This window comes from Prevotella sp. P5-50 (genome assembly GCF_002251295.1).
GTDB lineage: Bacteria > Bacteroidota > Bacteroidia > Bacteroidales > Bacteroidaceae > Prevotella.
In genome coordinates this window covers 36,028-57,629 of record NZ_NPJA01000022.1, presented here as the reverse complement: position 1 = coordinate 57,629, position 21,602 = coordinate 36,028, and the positions used below count along the sequence as shown (strand labels likewise).

Here is a 21,602-nt window from a genome sequence, read left to right as displayed (position 1 = left end):
GATATGATGAAACATATTACAATGTCGCTCGTTGCACTGCTCATGAGTGTTGCATTCGTGTCGTGTGACAACGACGATCCCAATAGCGAATCGATCTTCAAGACCGAAACGAAGAACGAGACCGAGTTCGACAAGTGGCTCAACACCAACTTCGTGGAGCCATACAACATCAAACTCTACTATCTGTATAACGACAAGCTGACAGACAACTACTACAACGTAGTGCCTGCCACCATCACCAACTCGAAGGCTATGGCCAAGATGATCAAACACGTATGGCTCGACGCTTATGTAGAGGCTTGCGGTGCAGACTTCTTGAAGGCAAATGCTTTCCGTGTGTTCCAGTTTATCGGTTCACCAGAATACAACGGTAAGGGTGAAATCGTGCTCGGTACTGCTGAAGGTGGTGTTCAGGTGACCCTGTTCCGACTCAATGAGCTTGACCTCAACAACATCTATGTGAATCAGGACGAGCCGTTCCGTGCGCATGCCAAACTGCCTCTGGACCTCAACTACTGGTACTTCCACACCATGCACCATGAGTTCTGTCACATCTTGACACAGAAGAAGTACTACAGCACCGACTTCCAGACCATCTCTGCCGGTAAGTATCACTCTACCGACTGGATCAACGTGGATGACGAAGATGCTGTTAAAGAAGGATTCGTTACCGGTTATGCCAGTGGTGAATACAATGAGGACTTTGCTGAGGTTTATGCCAACTACGTCACTTCAAGCGATGAATCTTGGAAAGCACGTCTTGACAAAGGTATTGAATATACTGTAACAGGTCTCAATGCCAAGGGTGAGACTATCCAAGTTGCATTCTGGGGCAAACCTACTAATGCTCAGTTGGCAGGTGCAGGTTTTGCGAGTATCAAAGGTGCCAAGATTACATCACGTGAAGGTGCCAATATCATCAATGCCAAACTTGAAATCGTGCGCAGCTATCTGCAAGACTCTTGGGGTATCGACCTTGAGAAGCTCCGCGCTATCGTGCTCCGCCGTTCGGCAGAGGTTATGAATATGGATTTAACAACTCTTAATTAAGCAATCCGACTATGAAAAAGATCTATAACATTCTGTTCGTCCTTCTCGCTGGTCTGTCGTTCGTGGCATGTTCCAACGAAGTGGATGACGTATTCGATAAGTCGTCTGCCGACAGAATCCAGGAGGCTATCAATGCCGACATGAAACTGCTGGTTGATGCACCTAATGGTTGGCTGATGGAGTATTATGGCGCCAGCAAGTATGGTGGTTACAATATGTTCGTCAAGTTCAATGCTGACAACACCGTAACAGCTGCCAACGAGTTCTTTGAAGAGGGCACTCGTGCTACCTCTCACTTCAAACTTGAGCAGAGTCAGGGTGTACTGCTCTCATTCGACGAGTATAATGAAATCTTCCACATCTTCTCTGATCCTGCCAACATATTGCAGGTAGGTGACAATGGTAAGGGTTTTGAAGGCGACTTTGAGTTCCGTGTCATCAAGGCAGAGGCAGACCGCTTTGAACTTCAGGGTAAGAAGCACGGTCAGAAGATTGTGATGACCCGTGTGGCAGAAGACCTCAACTGGGACAACTACTTCAAGGCTGTAGAAGACATGGAAAAGCTGTTGAGCTACAAGACCTATGCCATCGAGTTTGGCGGCGAGGCTCCGCTGACCATCGCAAGAAGCAATCGTACCTTCACCTATCACGATGCTGAAACCGATAAAGATGTGCTTATCCCATACATCGTTACCGATCAGGGCTTGAAATTCAAGAAACCAATTGTGATTGGTACTGACTCTATCACCATGCTGACTCCAGGTGCTGATGAAACTTGGAAGACTGACGGCAAGGGTTGGACCGTGAACTATGTATTGCCTACTCTCGTAGAGCAGCTCACTGATCCTAACACATTCTGGTCGTTCAAGAAGGGCAAGATGAGCAAAAAAGCCGCTGCTTACTTTGCAAAAGCTGAGGAAGCCAGTGCTGCAGAAGGTGAGGACGTTATATTCATCGCATTCGGTGTGAATCCTAATGCCGCTAATCTTGGATGGGGTGTATTCTTCCGCAGTGGTAACTATATAGGAACGCTTCTTCCAACAGTAACTCCGATTGATGGCACTCACCTCTCATTGGCTATGAAGGGTTACGATGGAAATGGTCAGTACTATTATAAAAAAGGTTATAATTACATCACCAATGGTATCCTCCGTGGAACATTCGAATTGAGCACCGACAATCCTAAGAACCCATCATACATCCGCTTGACTCGCACCGATGCTAATGCTCCAGGTGAATGGATGGATGTATTCCCCGGTCTGGATTTCTACGATGCAGGCGAATAAGAGAAATTCTCTTTAAGTCTATAAATGAATAAAGGTGTGACTCCTATATGGGGTCACCCTTTTTTCTTGCCTATATGCCAGATTATCATTACCATTGTCTCGCACTATCAAACATGATACTCAAACGCTGAAAGATGACACGCGAAGAATGTCTGGAACTCAACATGATGGCAGAAACGATTTGCCGATAAATCATGATATGAGCGAAGTGTGGTACTTCACGATTTGCTGCACAACAGGGTGATGACGAAACCAACAATAAAGATGACACACGTGCCGAGCACGATAGAGAGATAGGGATGGAGATGTGGTCCAGGCAGATTGAGTGGTCCAGCCAACGATATCCAACCGATGACGAGGATGCCCGACAGACAACCGATGAAGGCGGCACGACGACCGATGTGTCGCGTGCAAGCCAAGAAAAACAATCCCAACATGCCACCAGAGAAAATGCTACTCAACGTCCACCAAGCATCGATGATACTCTCTACCTGCAACATGGCAAGCGCTACCAGGACACCCAAGACGCCCACGACAACTGAAGCGATGCGCAATACAACGAGTTCGGGACCCGACGCAGTGCTGGTGTTGCCCTTGCGACGGCGCCAATGGGGCAATAAGGGACGGAAATAGTCGGTCAGAATGATGGTGGCTGCCGATGTGACACTGGTCGATACGGTACTCATGCCCGCAGCAAAGATACTGGCAATGAGCAGCCCGCGCAGTCCCAAGGGCAAACTATCCACTATGAAATAAGGGAATACATAGTCGGGTTTGGCAGCAATAGCGTCGGGCAGATAACCTGTGCCCGACTCGTAGAAAGCATAGAGCGATGTGCCGATCATGAAAAATAGTGCAGAGACCGGTATGAAGAGATAGCCACCGAATAGGGCAGAGAAGCGTGCATCGCTGTCGCTCTTGGCAGCATGATAACGCTGCACGTAGTTTTGATCGATGCCATAATTCTGCAGATTGGTGAAGATGCCATAGATGAGACATACCCAGAAGGTGCTCTCGGTGAGACTCGCACCGAACGATCCCAACGACAGTTTGTTGCCTTCGGGAGAGTGGGTGGCAATGTCGATAATCTGCATAGGACCCTCAGGCAACGAGAATATCAGTATCAGCAAACACAATAGTGCACCACCGATGAGAATGAAGCCCTGTATGGCATCTGCCCATATCACCGCACGCAAACCGCCCAGCATCGAATAGATGACGATGGCAACGGTGGTGGCGATGATGACCACATGGAGATTCCACCCCATCAGAATATACATGGGTACTGCCAACAGATAGAGGATGCTGCCCATACGGGCTATTTGTGTGAACAGATAGCATGCCGAAGCATAGAGGCGAGCCCATGGACCAAACTTCTCTTCAAGGAAACTGTAGGCAGATACCGAACCGCTCTTGCGGTAGAAAGGTACGAAATAGCGAGCTGCAATCCAACTGGCTATCGGTATGGATAACGAGAAAACGAAAGCGTTCCAGTTGCTGGCATAGGCTTTACCGGGATAGCCGATATAGCTGATGCTCGATACATAGGTGGCAAAGATAGACATGCCCACTACCCATCCGGGCAGCGATTTGCCTGCAGAAGTAAATTCATCGGCAGAACTTCCTCGACGGAAAAAGGTACAGCCGAAGACTACGATGCCGATGGTGAATAGCAGAAATACGATGAAGTCGATAATATGCATAGGGTATAGTTAGTGTTGTAGAATCTGTTGTGAACGATGGTGACTGCCGCCTTCCAACTGTTCGCTACCTCCGTAGGGCAGTTGCAGCGTGGCATGGTCACCCTGCGGAATCATGATGTCGATATAGAAAGTGTGTCCCTCAATTCGCCAATCTACGCTTACGGTGCCGTGTGCCGATGCCGTAGAACCTTTACACCAGTGGATGTCGCCCACGGGGTGAGGCGCTATCAGCAGGTCGTTGCCCCGTCGCTGTATGCCCAGCAGGTCGGGTATGAGGAAATTTTCAATATGAGCCATCATGAAGTGGTTCATCGATGCACCATGCTTCGGATTCCACTGTTCGGTGAGTGTTGTCATGCCTTGCTTGATCTGATAGCCATAGCCTGGTACCTCGTCGTGGTTGAGCATGCGGTAGAGCAACTCCCGTTGTCCACCGTCGATGAGAGCTTTGAAGAGATAGCGGTTGCCTATATCGCCCGTGGTCAATCGGTCACCATGCTGATGGATATCAGCCACGAGTTGGTCGAATACCGCCTGACGGTCGCCATCGGGAACGAGATTCATACAGAGTGCGATGGCTTGGGCACACTGGCTGCCAGAGGCATAACGATGGGTTTGCGGATTGTAGAATTCGCGGTTGAAAGCCTCTCGGATGCTATCGGCACGTGCTTCTCCCATCAGATGGTTCCACCAGTAATAATGTGCGGTAGATACCAAAGGCATGGGAGTGTTGCGCGCAAAACCAGCACGCCAGGGACCATAGTCATACCAATCGCCAAGTCCCATGCGCAGTATGTAACACGAGTCTTGCGACGCCAGATAATCGACATAGCGCTTCATCGGCTTGTAGTACTGTCGGATGAGACTATCGTCACCATAGTATTGCTGATAGAGAAACGGCAGCGCGATAAGTGCCCCGCCCCATTCAGGCGATTCGAGGAAGGGTTTTGCCCAGTCGCCGGTAAACACGGTATATTCTGGAGCTGTCTCAGGCATAGCTCCATTGGGGTGTTGGGCATCTGCCATGTTCTGCATGGTCTGTTGTATCATCGTTCTGCAGTCGTAGTTGTAGAGCAATGCCTCGCCGTTGAGCCAGTCTTGTTCGAGCCATCCCAGTTTCTCACGGTGCGGGCAATCGGTCCATACCGCCTGCCAGTTGCTGCGTATGGCACGGTCGATGATGCGGTGGGTGGCATTGATGCGTGGGTTGCTACACTCAAAACTGCTGGTGCGTGGTGCTGCATTATAGACAAAGCAAGATCGGATATGGCGTAAAGTCTCGATGTCGCCCTCCACTTGGAGGTATCGGAATCCATAATAGGAGAAGACAGGATGCCATGTCTCTGTGCCCTTTCCACTAAGCGTGTAAGTATAATAATGTGGGCGACCGGTTTGCTTCTGATTGCAGCGCAGGTCGTCGGTGAGTGTTTCTGCCGGTGTAATCTTGATGTGTTGACCACGCTTTCCCTTGACGGTAATCTCAGGAAATCCCGCAAGGTTCTGTCCCATATCGAACACCAATATAGAGTCGCGACGCAAAGTTTGCGCCACTTCATAGTGTTCCATCACTTTGACAGGATATGCCAACTGAGGACGCAGGATTCCTTTGGGTGCCTGTTGCACCACAACAGGATGCCATGTGGTGGAGGAGATGCGTGCATCGTAGTCTTCGCCACCATACAGACTGTTGAAGGTGATGGGCGATAGACTCCACTGCCATGCGGCATCGCTGACAATCGTCTCTTTACTGCCATCGTGATAGGTGATGTGTAGTGCCAGCAGTAGTGTGGGTGGTCCAAACGAAACCTTTAGTTTGTGATAGCGTCCGCCCTGCTCGTTGTAGAATCCGTTGCCCAATAGCACCTGAACGGTATTCATGCCACGTTGCAGACAGGTATCCACTTCATAGGTATTGTAGAACACCGTCTTGTCGTAGTCGCTCCATGCTGGTGAAAACTCAGCATCGCCTACTGTGCGGCGGTTTATGGACAACTTGTAGCATCCCAGTCCGGCAATCTGCACGGTGGCATGGGCAACCCGTTTCTTGAGCTGGAAGTTGCGCGCGATATAGATACTACGGCGCGACAACGTGTCGGCAGCGTTCCATAGTGCGCGAGTTTGTTTCAATATGCCTCCCGTGTAGTGTCTGCCTTCGGGAATGTTTGCCTGCTGTCGGGTGATGGCACCAATCCATTGTGCCTCGCCGAAGCAAGTTGGCGACTGGGCAGCCACTCGAAGGGTGATGGCGAACAGTAGGAAGAGTATGTCGCGCTTAGTCATAATGCGTTGTTGATGGTGAGTTTGCCGATGGTGTCACGTTGTCCTGCCAACTGTCCGTCGATATAGACGCGCAGTCCTTTGCCTAAGTGGTAGCGAGATCCGTCATGGTCCCAAACGATGGTGATCCAGCGACCGTGATAGGCTACGTTGTCGAGACAGAAGTAGTTCCATTTTCCTTCAGGCAACAAGGGGCGCACCTCTAATGTTCCGTCGGTGCGTGGACGCAGACCGCAGATTCCCGTGATGACCAAGTCGCAGAAGGTGGAATGGTTGTAATAGCGGCTGCGCTCTTGATCGCCTTTAAGCCAATAACCCGTAGTCTCGTCGAGATATTCGCCGATGTAAGGGCGTCCGCGCATGTGTTGACTTTCTACATATTTCTCCATTTCACGGAAGTAGAGCGAGTCGCCCACTACAGGGTCGGTATAGTCGTTGATATAGTTTGCCATGGCAGTAAGCGTCTGACTGGTGGCAAAGGGCCATACGGCACCGTCCCATTCACATTTGCCCACACCGTGAGTACGGAACAAAGGATGGCGGCGCTCGGCAGTAGTCAGTCCGTAGGGAGCAGAGAATCCCTTGGTGTCAGCAGCCTGCAGCCATGCCACACCATAGCGATTGTCATCTTTCGCCATGTGTGTGTACCAAGGCAGGAAGCCGATAGCCTCCCGAACACATGCCGAAGAATCGACGCGGTGGGTTTCAAAAAACTGTTGGTCGGTGTTCCACAGCAGGGTGTGTGCAGCCTTTTGTAGTGAATCGGCTTTGGCATAATAGCGCTCGGCTTTGGCTGGGTCACCGCTGAGTGCTGCAATATTGCCGATAGCTTGGGCATTGCCAAACATATAGGCATTGATGCTGGGACGCAGATATTTCTTCCTACGTCCGCCGCTGATGGTCTCTTCCATGGCATCCTGCACGTCAGCCTGCCAGTAGAGTTGCTGTCCTTGGACCTTTCGGGTATGGGTAGATTCCCAATGGTTGTATTCCCATTCGAGTGAAGGCAACATGTTGCATATCCAGTCTTTGCGTCCATCTACGGCATAGCGTTGCCATAGGGCATGTGGCATCCACGAGGAATAGTTGGCAATCTTCTTCATCGGTTCGCCATTGTTGCCTTTGTACCAGGTGTTCATGATTTGGTCGAGGTAGTCGGTTTGGCGCAACCAACGACTCTCCATGATATGATGACCTACGGCAGAGGCAATCAGATTGTACTGATCGGCATAGGATCGAGGTACAAGAAACTCGGTCATGGCATAGCCCACGGGAGTGAGTCGGATGTGCTTGCGGAGTGTCCACCAACGGTAATACCACATCTCTTCGAATTGTTTCTGCGGGCAGTCGAACAGCGGTACGTTATCGGTCATCCACTGCCATGCCTTGCTGTTGGGTATTGCCTGAATGATATTTTCATCCTCCATGCTGTTGAAATCATCCACATAGTGCTTGTAGTCGGCATAGCGTAATGCCACGGCATGGGCATCAGCATCGTCGGATGAAGTCTGGAAATGGCTGATGCGGTAGGTGGCAAGCGGTTCATCGTCGCCTGCATGGTCGAGTGTGCCATACCAGTCGGCATCGGTGTCGATATCAGGGAAGGTGCGGCGTGCACCGGTGCGGAAGAGAATACGCTCGATATGTGCTACGGGTGAAAAGAACATGCGCTGTCCTGCCTTCTTGCCGTTGACATAAACCTGTATCATCCGGTTGTCGGTAGAGAGTACGGCTTCGATATGATAGGTCTTGCCAGCTTCGTATTTTCCCAAATTGCCGTAGCGTGCACCACCTTTACAGCGCATCTCTCCTTGTGGTGTCAGTTCGATACGCGAGCAGGCGGTACCCTGTTCGTCGAGAAATTCTATCTGTAGGAGACCATGGTCGTTTTGCAGTGCTTCGATGTCGAAAGCCACACGCAGACTCTTCGATGCAGGAATCTTACGTTCTATGCAGGCATAGTCGAAGGGATTGCTGTCTGCCATGGTGAGCCATCCGTTGACCAACGAAACCTCGGCACGCTTAGGCGAATAGATGTTCCACTGGCGGAGTTGGGCGAGTTGTCCCACGTTGAATTCCCCATCGTGGGCGTGCGCTGATGCTTTGGTCTGTACTGGCACGGGGATGTGGCTCACCCAGATATCCTCCTTATTCATAGAGTAGGTCAGCCAGAGGTCACCATCTTTGGGCACTCCGTTGCCTTCGAGAATTCCTCTGACATACTGTGGACCATAGCTCTTATAGTTGCCACCGTAGCGCATGGGCGGCACTTCGCCCACCACGAGATTGAGCGTAGTATATTCCAGTCCGTCGTTGGAGAGGGAAATGCCCAACGGCCAACGGTATTCCGATGGGTTGTAGATGGTGGCATAGGACCCGTCGGAAAGGCGTTGCCCCCATATCTTAGCATTGCTGTTGACAAAACCGCGAGCACGTGCCACAGGCTGTGACCACGTCAGACCGCCATCGTCGCTGATACTGGTCAGCGCATGTTTCCATAAAGCCGCTAAGCGTCCGTCGGGCAAAGTGTAGTCGCAGTATGCCTTGTAACCTTTGTTGAGTGGGATGAGCGGATCGTTGCGGTCTGCCTCTTCCACCCATTGCATGCGGTATCGTGGATTGTCGAGAATCTCTCGGCACACCTTACGTAAGTTTTTGTCGGCTTGGGTGTAATAAGGAAACGGCAGGGCACCTTTCTTGTTTGCCAATGGTTTGCAACCATGGTTGAGATAGATGAAACAGATGGGGCCCAACGAACCATCGGCTTTGACTTCGCGAATGACACGGCCGATGCCGTTGCCATCGTTAGGATCGTCTTTGCGGTCGAAAGCCACACCGTAGTTGCCTAAGGCATAGAGGCGACGGTCTTTGCTGACATACCAACCTACACGTTGATGCATGATGGCTACCAGATTGTGGGCACGTTCAGAGCGTCCTGGCTTCTGGAATCCTTCGGGAACCTGTATTTCAGGAAAGAGAATCTCAGGTTCGCTCCATGTATAACCATCGGCAGACGTCTGATACATGGTGCGTGAAGGTGGTATGTGTTCGTCGCTCGGATCGCAAAGGAAGTTGAGATGGAACCGATTGTTCCAATAGGCCAGCATGGGTTGGTGGTTGTAGGTCCAACCATCATTGTTGGCTTTAGCAGGATATTCGCGGTTGGCTTGCATCACTTGGATGTTGTGTACACCAACTACGGGCGACAAACCGCCATCGTGGCGGTAGGGGGTGCTCAGGGTGCTGCCGGTGTAGTGGATGGCATCTGAAGCGTTGAGCAAGTTGCGCACAATGGCTTCGGAAGCACGGAAAATGGTGCCGTGCTTATGGAGAACAGGCACGCTGACCTTGTTGGAAACATCTTCAAAGGTTTTGAAATCGGTGGTGAAATGTGCACCGAAATCCTTCAACCGATAGCGATCATAGTAGATCAGCCATCCACCATCGACCTTAGCGGTAGTAGGACCTTCCATCAGTTTGCCGGTGAAAGGTTCGGATGCCTTCGACCATGGACCGTAAGGTGACTTGGCATAAGCCACCTTGATATCGCGTTCAGGACGTGTATTGTCTTTGAGCACCATCACATAATCGCGCTTGCCCCGTTTGACGAGGGTGGCATCAATACAACTGAAGCCAGGGTCTATCATCAAGCGAGCAGGGGTGAAGGTGCGGAAATCCTTGGTGGTGGTATAGTAAAGACGATGGTTGTTGTTCTCATCCTCTATTCCTCGTGGAAATTTGCCCGGCACACACGATGCCCATACGATAACAGCCTGTTGGCGGTCGTCGTCCCAGAAGAGTTCGGGAGCCCATACGTTGACGGTGGTGGTGTCGGTCATGACCTCGATGAAACGTTGCTTGCTCCAGTGCTTTAAGTCTTTCGAACAAGCATAGCCGAAGCCTCTGTCACCCTTCCAACTTGATGTCCATACGAGATGGAACATGCCATCAGGAGTGCGGATGATTGATGGATCGCGCATGACACGTTGTTTACCTACCTCAGGTTTAAGCCAGATGCCAGGGATAGAGTCCCAATGCCATCCATCGCGACTGTAGATGAAGCGCAGTCCGTCGGTGGCTGGTTCGTGGAAAGAGGTGGATACATAGAGGTCGTGTTGTGCCTCTACTGCCATGGCAGAGAGGCAGCACAAGGAGATTAGAGCGAGTAGTGTCCGTTTCATGATTTGTTTATATTTTATTCAAGTTTCGCAACTGAGGGAATTGATTGAAGTTAAAGAACGTTTTCGTTAAGCCAGATGAGCAGACCCGAGCTCGTTCGAGGTCTGCCATGGCGAGAAAAGGTGCCATAAAATGGAAGTTATCACTCCCTACGGTCGTTCGGGAAGTTAAGAGACAATAGCCTTTTGCCGTAAGACGTAGGACATTTGTCCCTTAACTTCTCTCTAACTTCCCTAACTTCCCTTAACTTCCCCACATGCGAAAGTTCAGTAATTTATAATATAGACGCATCAAGTGGCATTTTGTAATGCCAAAGGTCAGAGAATCACAGTTTCGCTCATGAGTCGATCCCATTCATCCTGGGTGATGTGCCTGCCTCGTAGCGTCCTGACAGCAGACCACCCGGCATAGCGGCTGTCATTGGTACGCAACCAATGGAACTCGTCGGCTTGACAATGGTTGTGGATCATCTGCTCAAGGTGGTGGCGATAGGCAGGATTGACCACCGAGAGGTAACATTTGCCGTTCGACAGCCGGATGGCAAGCAAGAGATATTGTTGCTTGTCGGTAGTGGGAACAGTGGCAAGCATGGCATTGCGAGAGGTGACGGTGATGTTCCATCCGTCGGCATTGAGCCGTTGCATCCATTGGCGGAATACCTTCCCGTGGGCAGAAGTATCGCGAGTCTGGGTGTAGGCAATATAGAAGTGGATCATCTCGTGGAGCAAAACAGATTGTCTGTCGTGGTCGCTCGTATGGTAGAACTCGCTCACCTTGATGGTATAGTCTGTGGTTTTCCACCGGCCAGGCAACAGACCACGCCGAACCTTGTGGCAGCTGAACTGTCCCAAGGTGCGTTTGGCATGATTGACCACAAAGTGGGGTTCCGGCAGAGTATTGCCGAAATACTGGGCGTTGAAAGTGGTAAACCACTCGCGAAGCGTTGTGCAGTCATGCTACCCCGTGTTTGTTATAGTTAATGAACTGTCGCATGTGAGGGAGTTAAGGGAAGTTAAGGGAAGTTAGAGAGAAGTTAAGGGACAAATGTCCTACGTTTTACGGCAAAAGGCTATTGTCTCTTAACTTCCCGAACGACCGTAGGGAGTGATCACTTCTTTAACTTCAATCAATTCCCTCAGTTGCGCATGTGGGGAAGTTTAACTTCAATCAATTCCCTCAGTTGCGAAACTTGAATAGTTATTTATCATACTGATATGGCACGATCTGCTACTTAGCGATAGTTGCCCAATGCCTCGATACTCTGTGGCAACCATACTTCCATGTCATTTGCCCCACGGTGGTTCCATGCGTAATAGGGTATGAGTGTGAGGCGCGTGTCGGAGACTTTCACCCTGCCGTCGGCATCGGTATCAACGGTCTGACCATCTACTTCGATGGCTTTCACACCAAACGACACCTGATGTTGACCGTTGATGGTGCGGTCAACCACGTTGAACTGTGGATTGGTGGGCATGAGGAAACGGAAGATGCTGTGGGAGGTGTTGTCGGCAGCTTCGGCACAATAGACCAAAGGACCGCGTTCTACAGCCACCCGGCCACGGTCGTCGGTCACCTGTGGATTGGCAACTACGGTACGTACCGGCATATCGAGATGGAGCGAAACAACATCGCCTTTCTTCCAAACGCGGTTAATGATGAGATATCCTTTGTCGGTCTTCACCCCATCGACAGGCTTTCCGTTGACGGTAATCTGATAGTTGCGTGTCTGACAATCGGTATAACGGTAGAGGTCGCTGGGTACTGGTGTGTTGACAGCCCAACCTGGAATACGGATAGCCATGGCAAATGCTTTGGCTTGATTCTTCTGAATGCGAAGGTTGATGTCGCCATTCCATGGATAGTCGGTCTGTTGTTCCAATACGACGGTTTTACCTCCTATTTCTACATGCGCCGTATTGCCGGTGAAGAGATTGACATAGAGTGTGCGGTCTTTGACAGCATAGACATAACCAGGGAATGACGGGATGAAACGGCATATATTGCTCGGACAGCAGGCACATCCAAACCATGGTTGGCGCTCGGTGTTGCCATCGCTCGACAGGGGGTTGGGATAGAAGAAGCGACCGCCGTCAACCGACATGCCGCTGATGACACCGTTATAGAGCGTGCGCTCCATGCAGTCGATATATTTTGCATCGCCTTGCATGAGGAACATGCGATGGAAGAGATAAACCATGGCAATGGCGGCACATGTCTCATTATAGGCAGTAAGGTTGGGCAACTCATAGTCGGCACCGAAGGCTTCGCCTTCATGGCGTGCGCCAACACCTCCGGTGATATAGTATTTGCGGCTGACGATATTATTGCAGATGGCGTTGAGGGCATTGATATAGGCGGTGTCGCCCGTAAGGGCTGCCACGTCAGCCATTCCTGCATACATATATCCGGCACGGACAGCATGTCCCCATGCTTCGGTCTGCTCGATGACAGGTTTGTGGCTTTGGGAATAGATGGTGTGGGTGGAAGTCTTTCCACGATAGTCGAGCAGGAATTTAGCCTCGTCGAGATAGCGTTTGTCGCCGGTGAGCAGGTAGAGCCGGGTCAATGCCATCTCGGCAATCTGATGACCTGGAGTGACACAGACTTGGCCGGGACGTGGTCCAACTTCGCGGATGACGCAGTCAGCATAGCGGCGAGCTATGTTGAGAAACTTATTGCTACCTGTGGCTTGATAGTGTGCGCAGGCGGCATCGACCATGTGACCTAAGTTGTAGAGTTCATGACTGAGCGCTTCTTCCTCGACCCATCGTTTCGCTCCAGACCATTGGTGTGGATGCGCAGGATTGACGGTGCGTGAGGTGTAGAGGTAACCGTCGGGTTCTTGTGCGGCAGCTACAATATCGAGGATGCTGTCGATATATTGTTTGAGGCGGTTGTCGGGATAGGTTTGGAGTATATAGCTTGCTCCTTCGATGGTTTTATAGACATCGGTATCGTCGAAGGGTAAACACTTCATCTTGCTGACGTCCCATTGGGGAGTTTGCAGACCGTTGTGACCAGGGTGTTGCAACGTATAGGCAGCCATTTTGAAATTGTCGTAGCGATGGGTTGCTTCGCATTTTTCGAAGGCCAAAGGGATGGTTACTTCGCGTGCCGCCTTGATGCGTTGGCCCCAAAAAGTCTGTGCATTAACCTTCACCGCAGTAAAGGGCACTTGGGTGATGGGGTAGCCATTGGTTTTTGGTGTGGTGATGTTTTTGGCTTGTGTGCTGACTATAGCGATTGTAGCCATTGTCAAGAGCAGTATTTGTTTCATTGTTAAAAGTTTAGGATTACATCTTGCAAAGGTACGATTAAGCGAGAGAAAAGCAAAAGAAAATTTGGGATTTTTTTGTTTTGCATTTTCAAGTGTTAGGAATTGATGGAAGTTAAAGGAGTTATCACTCCCTACGGTCGTTCGGGAAGTTAAGAGACAATAGCCTTTTGCCGTAAGATGTAGGACATTTGTCCCTTAACTTCTCTCTAACTTCTCTAACTTCCCCTTAACTTCCCCCACATGCGAAAGTTCAGTTATTTGTCCTGAAGGATGTTGTGCAGGTCGGTCATGATGGTTTGCAGGTGTTCCCGAATTTGTCTGTCATCCAGTTTATCGATGTTTTCGGGTGTCAGGGCGGTTAGCTGATCAAGAGATTTCATCTGCATCATGGTGGCAATTGGCAACATTTTATGAACCACCTGCTTGATTGGTGTGATGGACGATTTGATATCAGGAATATCAGCAGCATTGGTAGTAGGATTGTTTGCCTCGTCCAATATGTTTTGCAGGCGTTGCAAGTGTTCGTTGAGTGCAAGTTTTACATTCTTGATGATTTCCAGCGCAGCCTCTTCATCATCATCTGCAAAGGCTGTGAGTCGTCGGAATTGTTCGGGAATGACTGTGTTAAGTTTTTGGTCAGACGTTTTTTTTTAACTAATTTTTCGGGGGGAGCAATGTCAAATTCAAAAAAAATATGTACCTTTGCAAAAAAATTATTAGCTACGTAACATCTGTATATAATTGCACTATTTATATATAAGAATATACCCAATATATAATAATCTAAGGAAGTGCATAACTAAAAACCAAACAGAGAAGACGTGAAGTCCAGTCATGGCTCATGGCAAGTTTTTTTTAAATTAAAAGTGTTATTAACAATAAAAAGTGTTGAATGAGAATTAGAACGATGAAAAGAACAGCAGTGATGCTGTGTCTGTTGATGGTTTTCTCTGTGTTTGCTATTGCACAAAACACCACATCGACAATCACTGGTGTAACATCCGACAGCGATGACATACTGCCGACGTGTCACGGGGACTGGTCCATGGCATCACCCCCAACATGTCAAGAGGTCATTGACGTAACTTCTACAAGACCATTATCCAAAGACTTTGACGTAAAGAGGTTCGGACTCAATACAACAAGTCGCATAAAAGCTTTTGTCTTCAGGTTTGTCTCTATACCAGCCAAGCGGATCAGGACATCCAATGCCAACGCAATAATACATAGTAGTTTCTTCATTTATCCTATCATTTTGGGGCAAAGATAGCGAAAATATACGAACCAGCCAAATATAGCTCGATAAATCAACAAGTAACAAGTAACAAGTAACAAGTAACAAATGGTGCAACCATGCAAACGCTTTCTATCTCTTTTCTTCTAAAGGATATGGAGTATTCACCATGCAACTGCAAAATTACTCAATTCTTTTGTAAAAGCACACTTAATAAATCCAAACGATTAAGAAGCGGCAGCATTCTTACTCCTATAAAACACCAAATTGCTGATAGACAGAACGGGAGAATGTCCTCCCCATTTATAGGTAATGTGACAGAAAAACAATATGATAATTTGGAGATTTCTCTGCTTTACACTAATTTTGCAAGACAGAAACCAACGACAATACAACAGAATATGAAAAGACTCTATATGGCAACCCTTATCGCTCTGCTCGTGGCGTCTGCTTCGGCACAGGAGGTGATGCGTAAAGAAAAGAATGGCACCTATATTATCAATACCACCACGCTGGCTACCAGTGTGACGGGATATCGTGGCACTACGCCCTTGGAGATTACTATCAAGAAAAACAAGATAGTACAGGTGAAACCATTGCGAAACATGGAAACACCCAAATTCTTCCAACGCGTCAGCCAACAGATGGTGCCGAAATACGCAGGACAGCCTGTGGGCAAGAAAGGAATGCCACAAGTGGATGGTGTGACAGGAGCAACGTTATCGTCGAAAGCCGTACAGGAAAATGTGCGTCGGGGCGTGGCATACTATCTGAAACACAAGTAACGAAACCACGTGCGGGAAATGCTCTCTCGCACATGTGTATTATCAATAAGGTGCGAAACGACATTGTAGCCGTTTCGCACCTTATTGTTTCCATCGCTTATTTACCTCATTCGACGATGTGGGAGATCGTCTGAATAGGGTCAATAGAACAGGATAATGCCTGCAATGGCACAGCATCCAATCATCTTGATAGGATTGATTTTTACAACCTTGGTGCCAAAGAAAGTGGCAAGAAACAAGGCGATGCTGATATAAAACTGCCATGCATCCTCTGATGGAGTTGAGAAGTTTTCGGGAGTCATCAACAGTAATGTTGCTGCCGCCAATAGTCCGACAACGGCAGGACGCAGTCCCGTAAACACCGATTGCACCGTGTGGGTGTTCATGTAGCGCATGAACATACGACTGATGAGAATCATCAGTATGAGCGACGGCAATACCAAAGCAAGCGTGGCAACCGCTGATCCAAAGACTGCCATACTGCTACTATAGCCTGCATTGCTTACAGCAGTATAGCCGCAATAGGTGGCAGAATTGATGCCGATAGGTCCCGGTGTCATCTGTGAGACGGCAACGATATCGGTAAATTCCGATGACGACAACCAATGCCAATGTTCCACTGTCTCATGTTGGATAAGTGACAGCATGCCGTAGCCACCGCCAAATCCGAAGAGGCCAATTTCGAAGAATGTGATGAAGAGGTATAGGAATATCATGCTTTCTTATTCTTTTGTGTCAAACCATAGAGATAGCCGCCCACACCCGCAAGAATGATAATCCAGATAGGCGATACTCCCAATAGCCATATTGCCAGTGCCGACACGATGGGAATCCATAGCGTGTAGCGATTGAGATGGGCACTCTTAGCAAGATTGAAAGTTGGAACGGCAATCAGAGCCACAACGGCAGGACGTATGCCACGAAACATAGCAGCCACAACCTTATTGTCTTCAAACTGATGGAAGAAGATGGCTATGGCAAGAATGATGAGAAACGAAGGCAGAGCCGTACCTAATGCTGTGACCAGCGCTCCCCGTGTCTTGCGCAACTTATATCCGATGAATATCGAAATATTGATGGCAAAGACGCCCGGACAGCTTTGGGCGATAGCAATCAAGTCGAGCATGTCTTCCTTTGACACCCATTGGTGCTTGTTGACAACCTCTTCCTCTATAATTGGAATCATGGCATATCCACCCCCAAGGGTGAACATGCCAATCTTAAAGAAGGTACTGAATGTGCTCCAGTATATGTTACTCATTGTTTTTCAATCCACTTGCGGGCATTGACAAATGCCTCAATCCACGGTGTTACCTCATCCATGCGACGAGCCTCAGGATACCAAGCGCACTGCCAAGGGAAGATGGCGCGCTCCAAGTGTGGCATCATGCAGAGATGACGTCCGTCCTCTGAACAGATACCTGCAATATCGAAGGCTGATCCGTTGGGGTTGGCTGGATAGCCGTGGTAATTATACTTAGCAATGACATTGTAGGCGCTCTCTGGTTCGGTCAGAGCAAACTTGCCTTCTCCGTGGGCAACCCACAAGCCGAGTTTATTGCCGCTCAGCGATCCAAACATGACACTGTTGTTCTCGGGGATAGCCAATGAGATGAATTCACTTTCAAACTTATGAGAGTCGTTGTGCAGCATCTTAGCTCCCTTAGCACCGGTCAATCCCAGTTCTACCATCAGCTGACAGCCGTTGCAGATACCGAGTGAAAGAGTGTCTTTGCGAGCATAGAACTTGTCGAGTGCCTCTTTTGCCTTGGCATTGAAGAGGAATGCACCAGCCCAACCCTTAGCAGAACCAAGTACGTCGGAGTTTGAGAATCCACCGCAGAATACGATCATGTTGATGTCTTCCAGTGTCTCGCGACCACTTACAAGGTCGGTCATGGTCACGTCTTTCACGTCGAAACCTGCCAGATAGAGTGAGTAGGCCATCTCGCGATCACCGTTAGTACCCTTTTCACGGATGATGGCAGCCTTTATGCCTGATGGAGTGCGGCGATCTGCCGATAGTCCATACTGAGCAAGTGTGCCGGTGAAAGAGTCGTTGAATTTCATCTCCAACGGTTGCTTCTTATAGTTTTCATAGCGCTCGGCAGCCTTGCCGTTGTGGCTCTGCTGACGATCGAGCAGGTAAGAAGTCTTGTACCAAGTGTCGCGCAATGCGTCAATGTCGAAGGTATGCTCGCTGTCGCCAGCTTTAACAACGATGGTGCGGCTCTCAGGAACGGCATAGCCAATCTTGGCAAATGCCACGCCTTGTTCTTCCATATAGTCGATAAACTCCTGTTTGTGGGCATCGCTGATTTCCACAACCACACCGGGGTTCTCTGCGAAGAGTGTCTTTACCACGTCGCCATCGGCACAGAGGTCGTGCAGATTGATGTGGAGACCGCCCTTCTGGTTGGCGAAACACATTTCCAACAATGTGGTGATAAGACCGCCGGCAGAGATATCGTGACCAGCCATAACCCATCCTTTCTCTATAAGGCCCTGTACTGCCATGAAAGCATCGGCGAAGTATTCGGCGTTTTTCACTGTTGGCACGTCGCTGCCTACCTTGCCGAGGCTCTGTGCGAAGGCAGAACCACCGAGATGCTGCTCATCGAATGAGAAGTCGATATGATAGAGAGAAGCGTTCTTGTCGTTGACGAGAACAGGGCTTACCACCTTGCGGATGTCGGAAACCTCGCCTCCAGCGCTTACAATGACGGTTCCTGGAGAGATAATCTTCTCGCCGTTGGGATACTGCTGTGTCAGCGATAGCGAGTCTTTACCTGTAGGAACATTGATGTGGAGGTCGCAGCAGAAGTCGCTCAGCGCCTTTACAGCACTGTAGAGACGTGCATCCTCACCCTCTTGTGAGCGGCAGGGCCACATCCAGTTGGCACTCAGTGACAGCGAATCCATGCCGTCGGCAAGTGGTGCCCATACGATGTTGGTAAGTGCTTCTGCTACCGACAATACACTGCCAGCCTCTGGAGATGCCAGACCAGCCTGTGGTGCATGACCAATGGCGGTGGCAATACCCTTACGACCACGATAGTCGAGGGCTACAACACCACAGTCGCTCAGTGGCAACTGAATTTCGCCTTGACACTGCTGACGTGCAATCTTACCCGTCACGCTGCGGTCAACCTTATTGGTCAGCCAGTCTTTACAAGCCACAGCCTCCAACTGGAGCACGCGCTGCAAGTATTCGTCTATCTTGTCCTGAGTATAGGTTACGTTTTCATATTTGCGCTCTACGGTATTGTCGCGCATGATGGTTTTGGGTGAGTGGCCAAACATTTGTGCCACGTCAAGGTCGAAAGGTTTCACGCCATCGGCTTGCTTGAATGAGAAGTGGGCATCGCCTGTGGTTTCACCTACTACGTACATTGGGGCACGTTCGCGTTCAGCAATCTTCTGTACGTGGTCGATATGCTTTTCGTCGATGAGCAGACCCATGCGCTCCTGACTTTCGTTGGCAATGATTTCCTTGCTCGATAGGGTCTTGTCGCCAATGGGCAACTTAGCCATGTCTATCTCACCGCCACATTCCTCAACGAGTTCCGACAGACAGTTCAAGTGGCCTGCACTTCCGTGGTCGTGGATTGACACTACTGGATTGGTTTCTTCTTCACAGAGTGCGCGCACCAAGTTGTAGGCACGCTTCTGCATTTCCGGGTTGGCACGCTGAATAGCGTTCAGCTCGATGCCGTTGCTATAACGACCAGTATCTACTGACGATACCGAACCGCCACCCAGTCCGATGCGATAGTTGTCGCCACCAACCACAACAACCTTGTTGCCTGGCTGTGGTTCTTTCTTCAGACAGTCGCGCTTGGTGCCGTAGCCTACACCGCCAGCCAGCATGATGACTTTGTCGTAGGCATATTTCTCCTGACCCTCCTGATGTTCGAAAGTCAGCACAGAACCGGTAATCAGCGGTTGTCCAAACTTGTTTCCGAAGTCGCTGGCACCGTTTGAAGCCTTGATGAGAATCTGCTCAGGAGTCTGATACAACCATTTGCGAACGGGCATGAGTGTTTCCCAATCGCGGCCTTCACCCTCGATACGAGGATAGGCGGTCATATATACGGCAGTTCCGGCAATAGGCCATGAACCAACACCGCCACCCATACGGTCGCGAATCTCACCGCCAGTACCTGTGGCAGCACCGTTGAAAGGCTCTACGGTAGTGGGGAAGTTGTGGGTTTCAGCCTTCAGCGAGATGACGCTCTCGATGTCTTTAACCTGGAAATAGTCGCTGGTAGATTGGTCGGCAGGTGCAAACTGCTCCACTACTGGACCTTGTGCAAAAGCCACATTGTCTTTGTAGGCCGACAGAATCTTGTTGGGATTCTCCTGTGTGGTTTTTTTGATCATGGCAAAAAGACTCGACTCCATCTCCTTGCCGTCGATGATAAATGTGCCACCGAAAATCTTATGGCGGCAGTGCTCAGAGTTGATTTGTGCAAAACCGAAAATCTCTGAATCGGTCAGCGGACGGCCGTTCTCTTTCTCAATCTTATGGAGATACTCGATTTCCTCAGGTGAAAGGGCCAGACCTTCCTGTTCGTTGTATTCCTCCAAGTTATCAACATACTTGATGGGTTCGGGCTGGATGTTCACGGTGAAGATGTCTTGGTCCAGTCCGTGATACATACGTTGCAGCATGGGGTCGTGCTCAGCATTCTCACCCGCTACTGGGAAGTATTCTTCTATACGCAGAATGCCGCTGAGTCCCATGTTCTGAGTTATCTCAACGGCATTCGTTGACCAAGGAGTCACCATTTCACGACGCGGTCCTACATAGTAGCCAGTCAGTGTTTGGTCACTCAATAGCTCAGCATTGCCATAGAGCCAACACAGTTCCTTTACTTCGTTTTCTGCGAGTTGATGATCTGCCTGAGTGGCAATCACACTCGTCTGTGGAGTCTTAAAAAAGAGAATCATGTACTTTGTTCCTTTATAATTAGAATTTTGGTTGCGAAATTACTAATTTTTGGGCGAATAACCAAATTTATCCGTATGTTTCCGAAACTTGGTGTGAATTATCTCCTTTTAGTGTTCTCAGTAAACGTGATATTGTTTGTAAATTGACGGGATGTGGTCGGGATGGTATCGAGAGGAGTCGCACGGAATAGGGGAGCGATTCTCTGAATTCTCTCTCGCGCACGCACACGCGATGTCTTAAAAATCGACCACTCGACCACCAATGTGTGTAATGTGTTGTTGGAATGATTGTTATGTGGTGGTCGATGGTTTTGTATTCGACCACTATCGACCACCATCGACCATCAATTTTTATATGAACAATATATTTTTCTTTCTTTATCCAACGTCTGATAATACTTTTATCCAACGTTTGATAATACTTTTATCCAACGTTTGATAATACTTTTATCCAACGTTTGATAATACTTTTGTCCAACGTTTGATAATACTCTTATCAACGTTTGATAATACTTTTGTCCAACGTTGACAATACTTTTGTCCAACGTTGACAATACTCTTGTCCAACGTATGGCAATACTCTTGTCCAACGTATGGCAATATTTCTATGTAATATTGGTGAGAACGATAATATAATTTTTGTTGAGAAGGAAATATAGGTTATTGTATGCTAAATGATTGATATTCAGTCGTGTGGGGCTGTATTTATGGTTCTCCTTTGACGATGGTTTAGTTAAAATAACAAAATGTTTTTTGACTTTCTGCGTTTCTGTTTGTCACATAACAAAAACAACTAAACATGATGGGCATGACGATAGGCTTCACCTCGGAAATACAAATAAATCCTAATTTATTTTG

Annotated in this window: 11 protein-coding genes and 3 pseudogenes; 4 read left to right on the top strand and 10 right to left on the bottom strand. The window is 49.1% G+C overall.

Going from position 1 to position 21,602, the window contains the following annotated elements; all coding sequences use genetic code 11:
* Positions 1-6 precede the first annotated feature (6 nt).
* Entirely contained in the window at positions 7-1,050 is a 1,044-nt protein-coding gene (locus tag CIK88_RS05945) for a putative zinc-binding metallopeptidase (protein ID WP_094435281.1), read from the top strand.
* Positions 1,051-1,061: 11 nt separating this feature from the next.
* Complete coding sequence (locus CIK88_RS05940; protein WP_094435191.1) at positions 1,062-2,336, top strand: DUF4302 domain-containing protein; 1,275 nt, start codon at positions 1,062-1,064, stop codon at positions 2,334-2,336.
* A gap of 218 nt (positions 2,337-2,554) precedes the next feature.
* Here CIK88_RS05940 and CIK88_RS05935 read toward each other — a convergent pair whose 3' ends face one another.
* From CIK88_RS05935 to CIK88_RS05910, 7 genes and pseudogenes are all read right to left on the bottom strand, one after another.
* Positions 2,555-4,039 carry a sodium:solute symporter gene (locus CIK88_RS05935; RefSeq protein ID WP_094435189.1) on the bottom strand — a complete coding sequence of 495 codons (1,485 nt, stop codon included), beginning with the start codon at positions 4,037-4,039 and terminating at the stop codon, positions 2,555-2,557.
* Between the two features lie 9 nt (positions 4,040-4,048).
* Positions 4,049-6,319, bottom strand: coding sequence for an alpha-L-rhamnosidase (locus CIK88_RS05930; protein WP_094435187.1), 2,271 nt, complete (start codon positions 6,317-6,319; stop codon positions 4,049-4,051).
* Entirely contained in the window at positions 6,316-9,630 is a 3,315-nt protein-coding gene (locus tag CIK88_RS05925; RefSeq protein WP_094435279.1) for a glycosyl hydrolase family 65 protein, read from the bottom strand. Before CIK88_RS05925 ends, CIK88_RS05930 begins: the two co-directional genes overlap by 4 nt.
* A 507-nt stretch (positions 9,631-10,137) precedes the next feature.
* A pseudogene (locus tag CIK88_RS12800) lies at positions 10,138-10,449 on the bottom strand (arabinosidase); the annotation flags it as partial.
* A 363-nt stretch (positions 10,450-10,812) separates the two neighbouring features.
* Positions 10,813-11,424 (bottom strand): annotated as a pseudogene (locus tag CIK88_RS05920) (SprT-like domain-containing protein); the annotation flags it as partial.
* A gap of 302 nt (positions 11,425-11,726) precedes the next feature.
* Positions 11,727-13,772: a glycoside hydrolase family 127 protein gene (locus tag CIK88_RS05915; RefSeq protein ID WP_094435183.1), complete on the bottom strand. Its 2,046-nt coding sequence runs from the start codon at positions 13,770-13,772 to the stop codon at positions 11,727-11,729.
* Between the two features lie 254 nt (positions 13,773-14,026).
* A complete protein-coding gene (locus CIK88_RS05910) occupies positions 14,027-14,269 on the bottom strand; it encodes a hypothetical protein (protein ID WP_144269584.1) in 243 nt (80 codons plus the stop codon).
* A 583-nt stretch (positions 14,270-14,852) separates the two neighbouring features.
* Between CIK88_RS05910 and CIK88_RS12575 the strand changes: the two are divergent.
* Positions 14,853-15,042 (top strand): annotated as a pseudogene (locus CIK88_RS12575) (hypothetical protein); the annotation flags it as partial.
* A 365-nt stretch (positions 15,043-15,407) separates the two neighbouring features.
* The gene (locus CIK88_RS05900) at positions 15,408-15,791 is read left to right on the top strand and encodes an FMN-binding protein (RefSeq protein ID WP_094435177.1); all 384 of its coding nucleotides are present in this window, start codon (positions 15,408-15,410) and stop codon (positions 15,789-15,791) included.
* A 140-nt stretch (positions 15,792-15,931) separates the two neighbouring features.
* Here the strand turns inward: CIK88_RS05900 and CIK88_RS05895 are convergent, their stop codons facing one another.
* Genes CIK88_RS05895 through purL form a run of 3 tightly spaced genes read right to left on the bottom strand, consistent with a single transcriptional unit; the run spans position 15,932 to position 20,744 of the window.
* Positions 15,932-16,507, bottom strand: coding sequence for a chromate transporter (locus tag CIK88_RS05895; RefSeq protein ID WP_094435175.1), 576 nt, complete (start codon positions 16,505-16,507; stop codon positions 15,932-15,934).
* Positions 16,504-17,052, bottom strand: a complete 549-nt coding sequence (locus CIK88_RS05890) for a chromate transporter (RefSeq protein WP_094389714.1) — start codon at positions 17,050-17,052, stop codon at positions 16,504-16,506. The genes CIK88_RS05895 and CIK88_RS05890 overlap by 4 nt, the downstream gene beginning before the upstream one ends.
* A complete protein-coding gene (gene purL, locus CIK88_RS05885) occupies positions 17,049-20,744 on the bottom strand; it encodes a phosphoribosylformylglycinamidine synthase (RefSeq protein WP_094389715.1) in 3,696 nt (1,231 codons plus the stop codon). Before purL ends, CIK88_RS05890 begins: the two co-directional genes overlap by 4 nt.
* Positions 20,745-21,602: the final 858 nt, after the last annotated feature.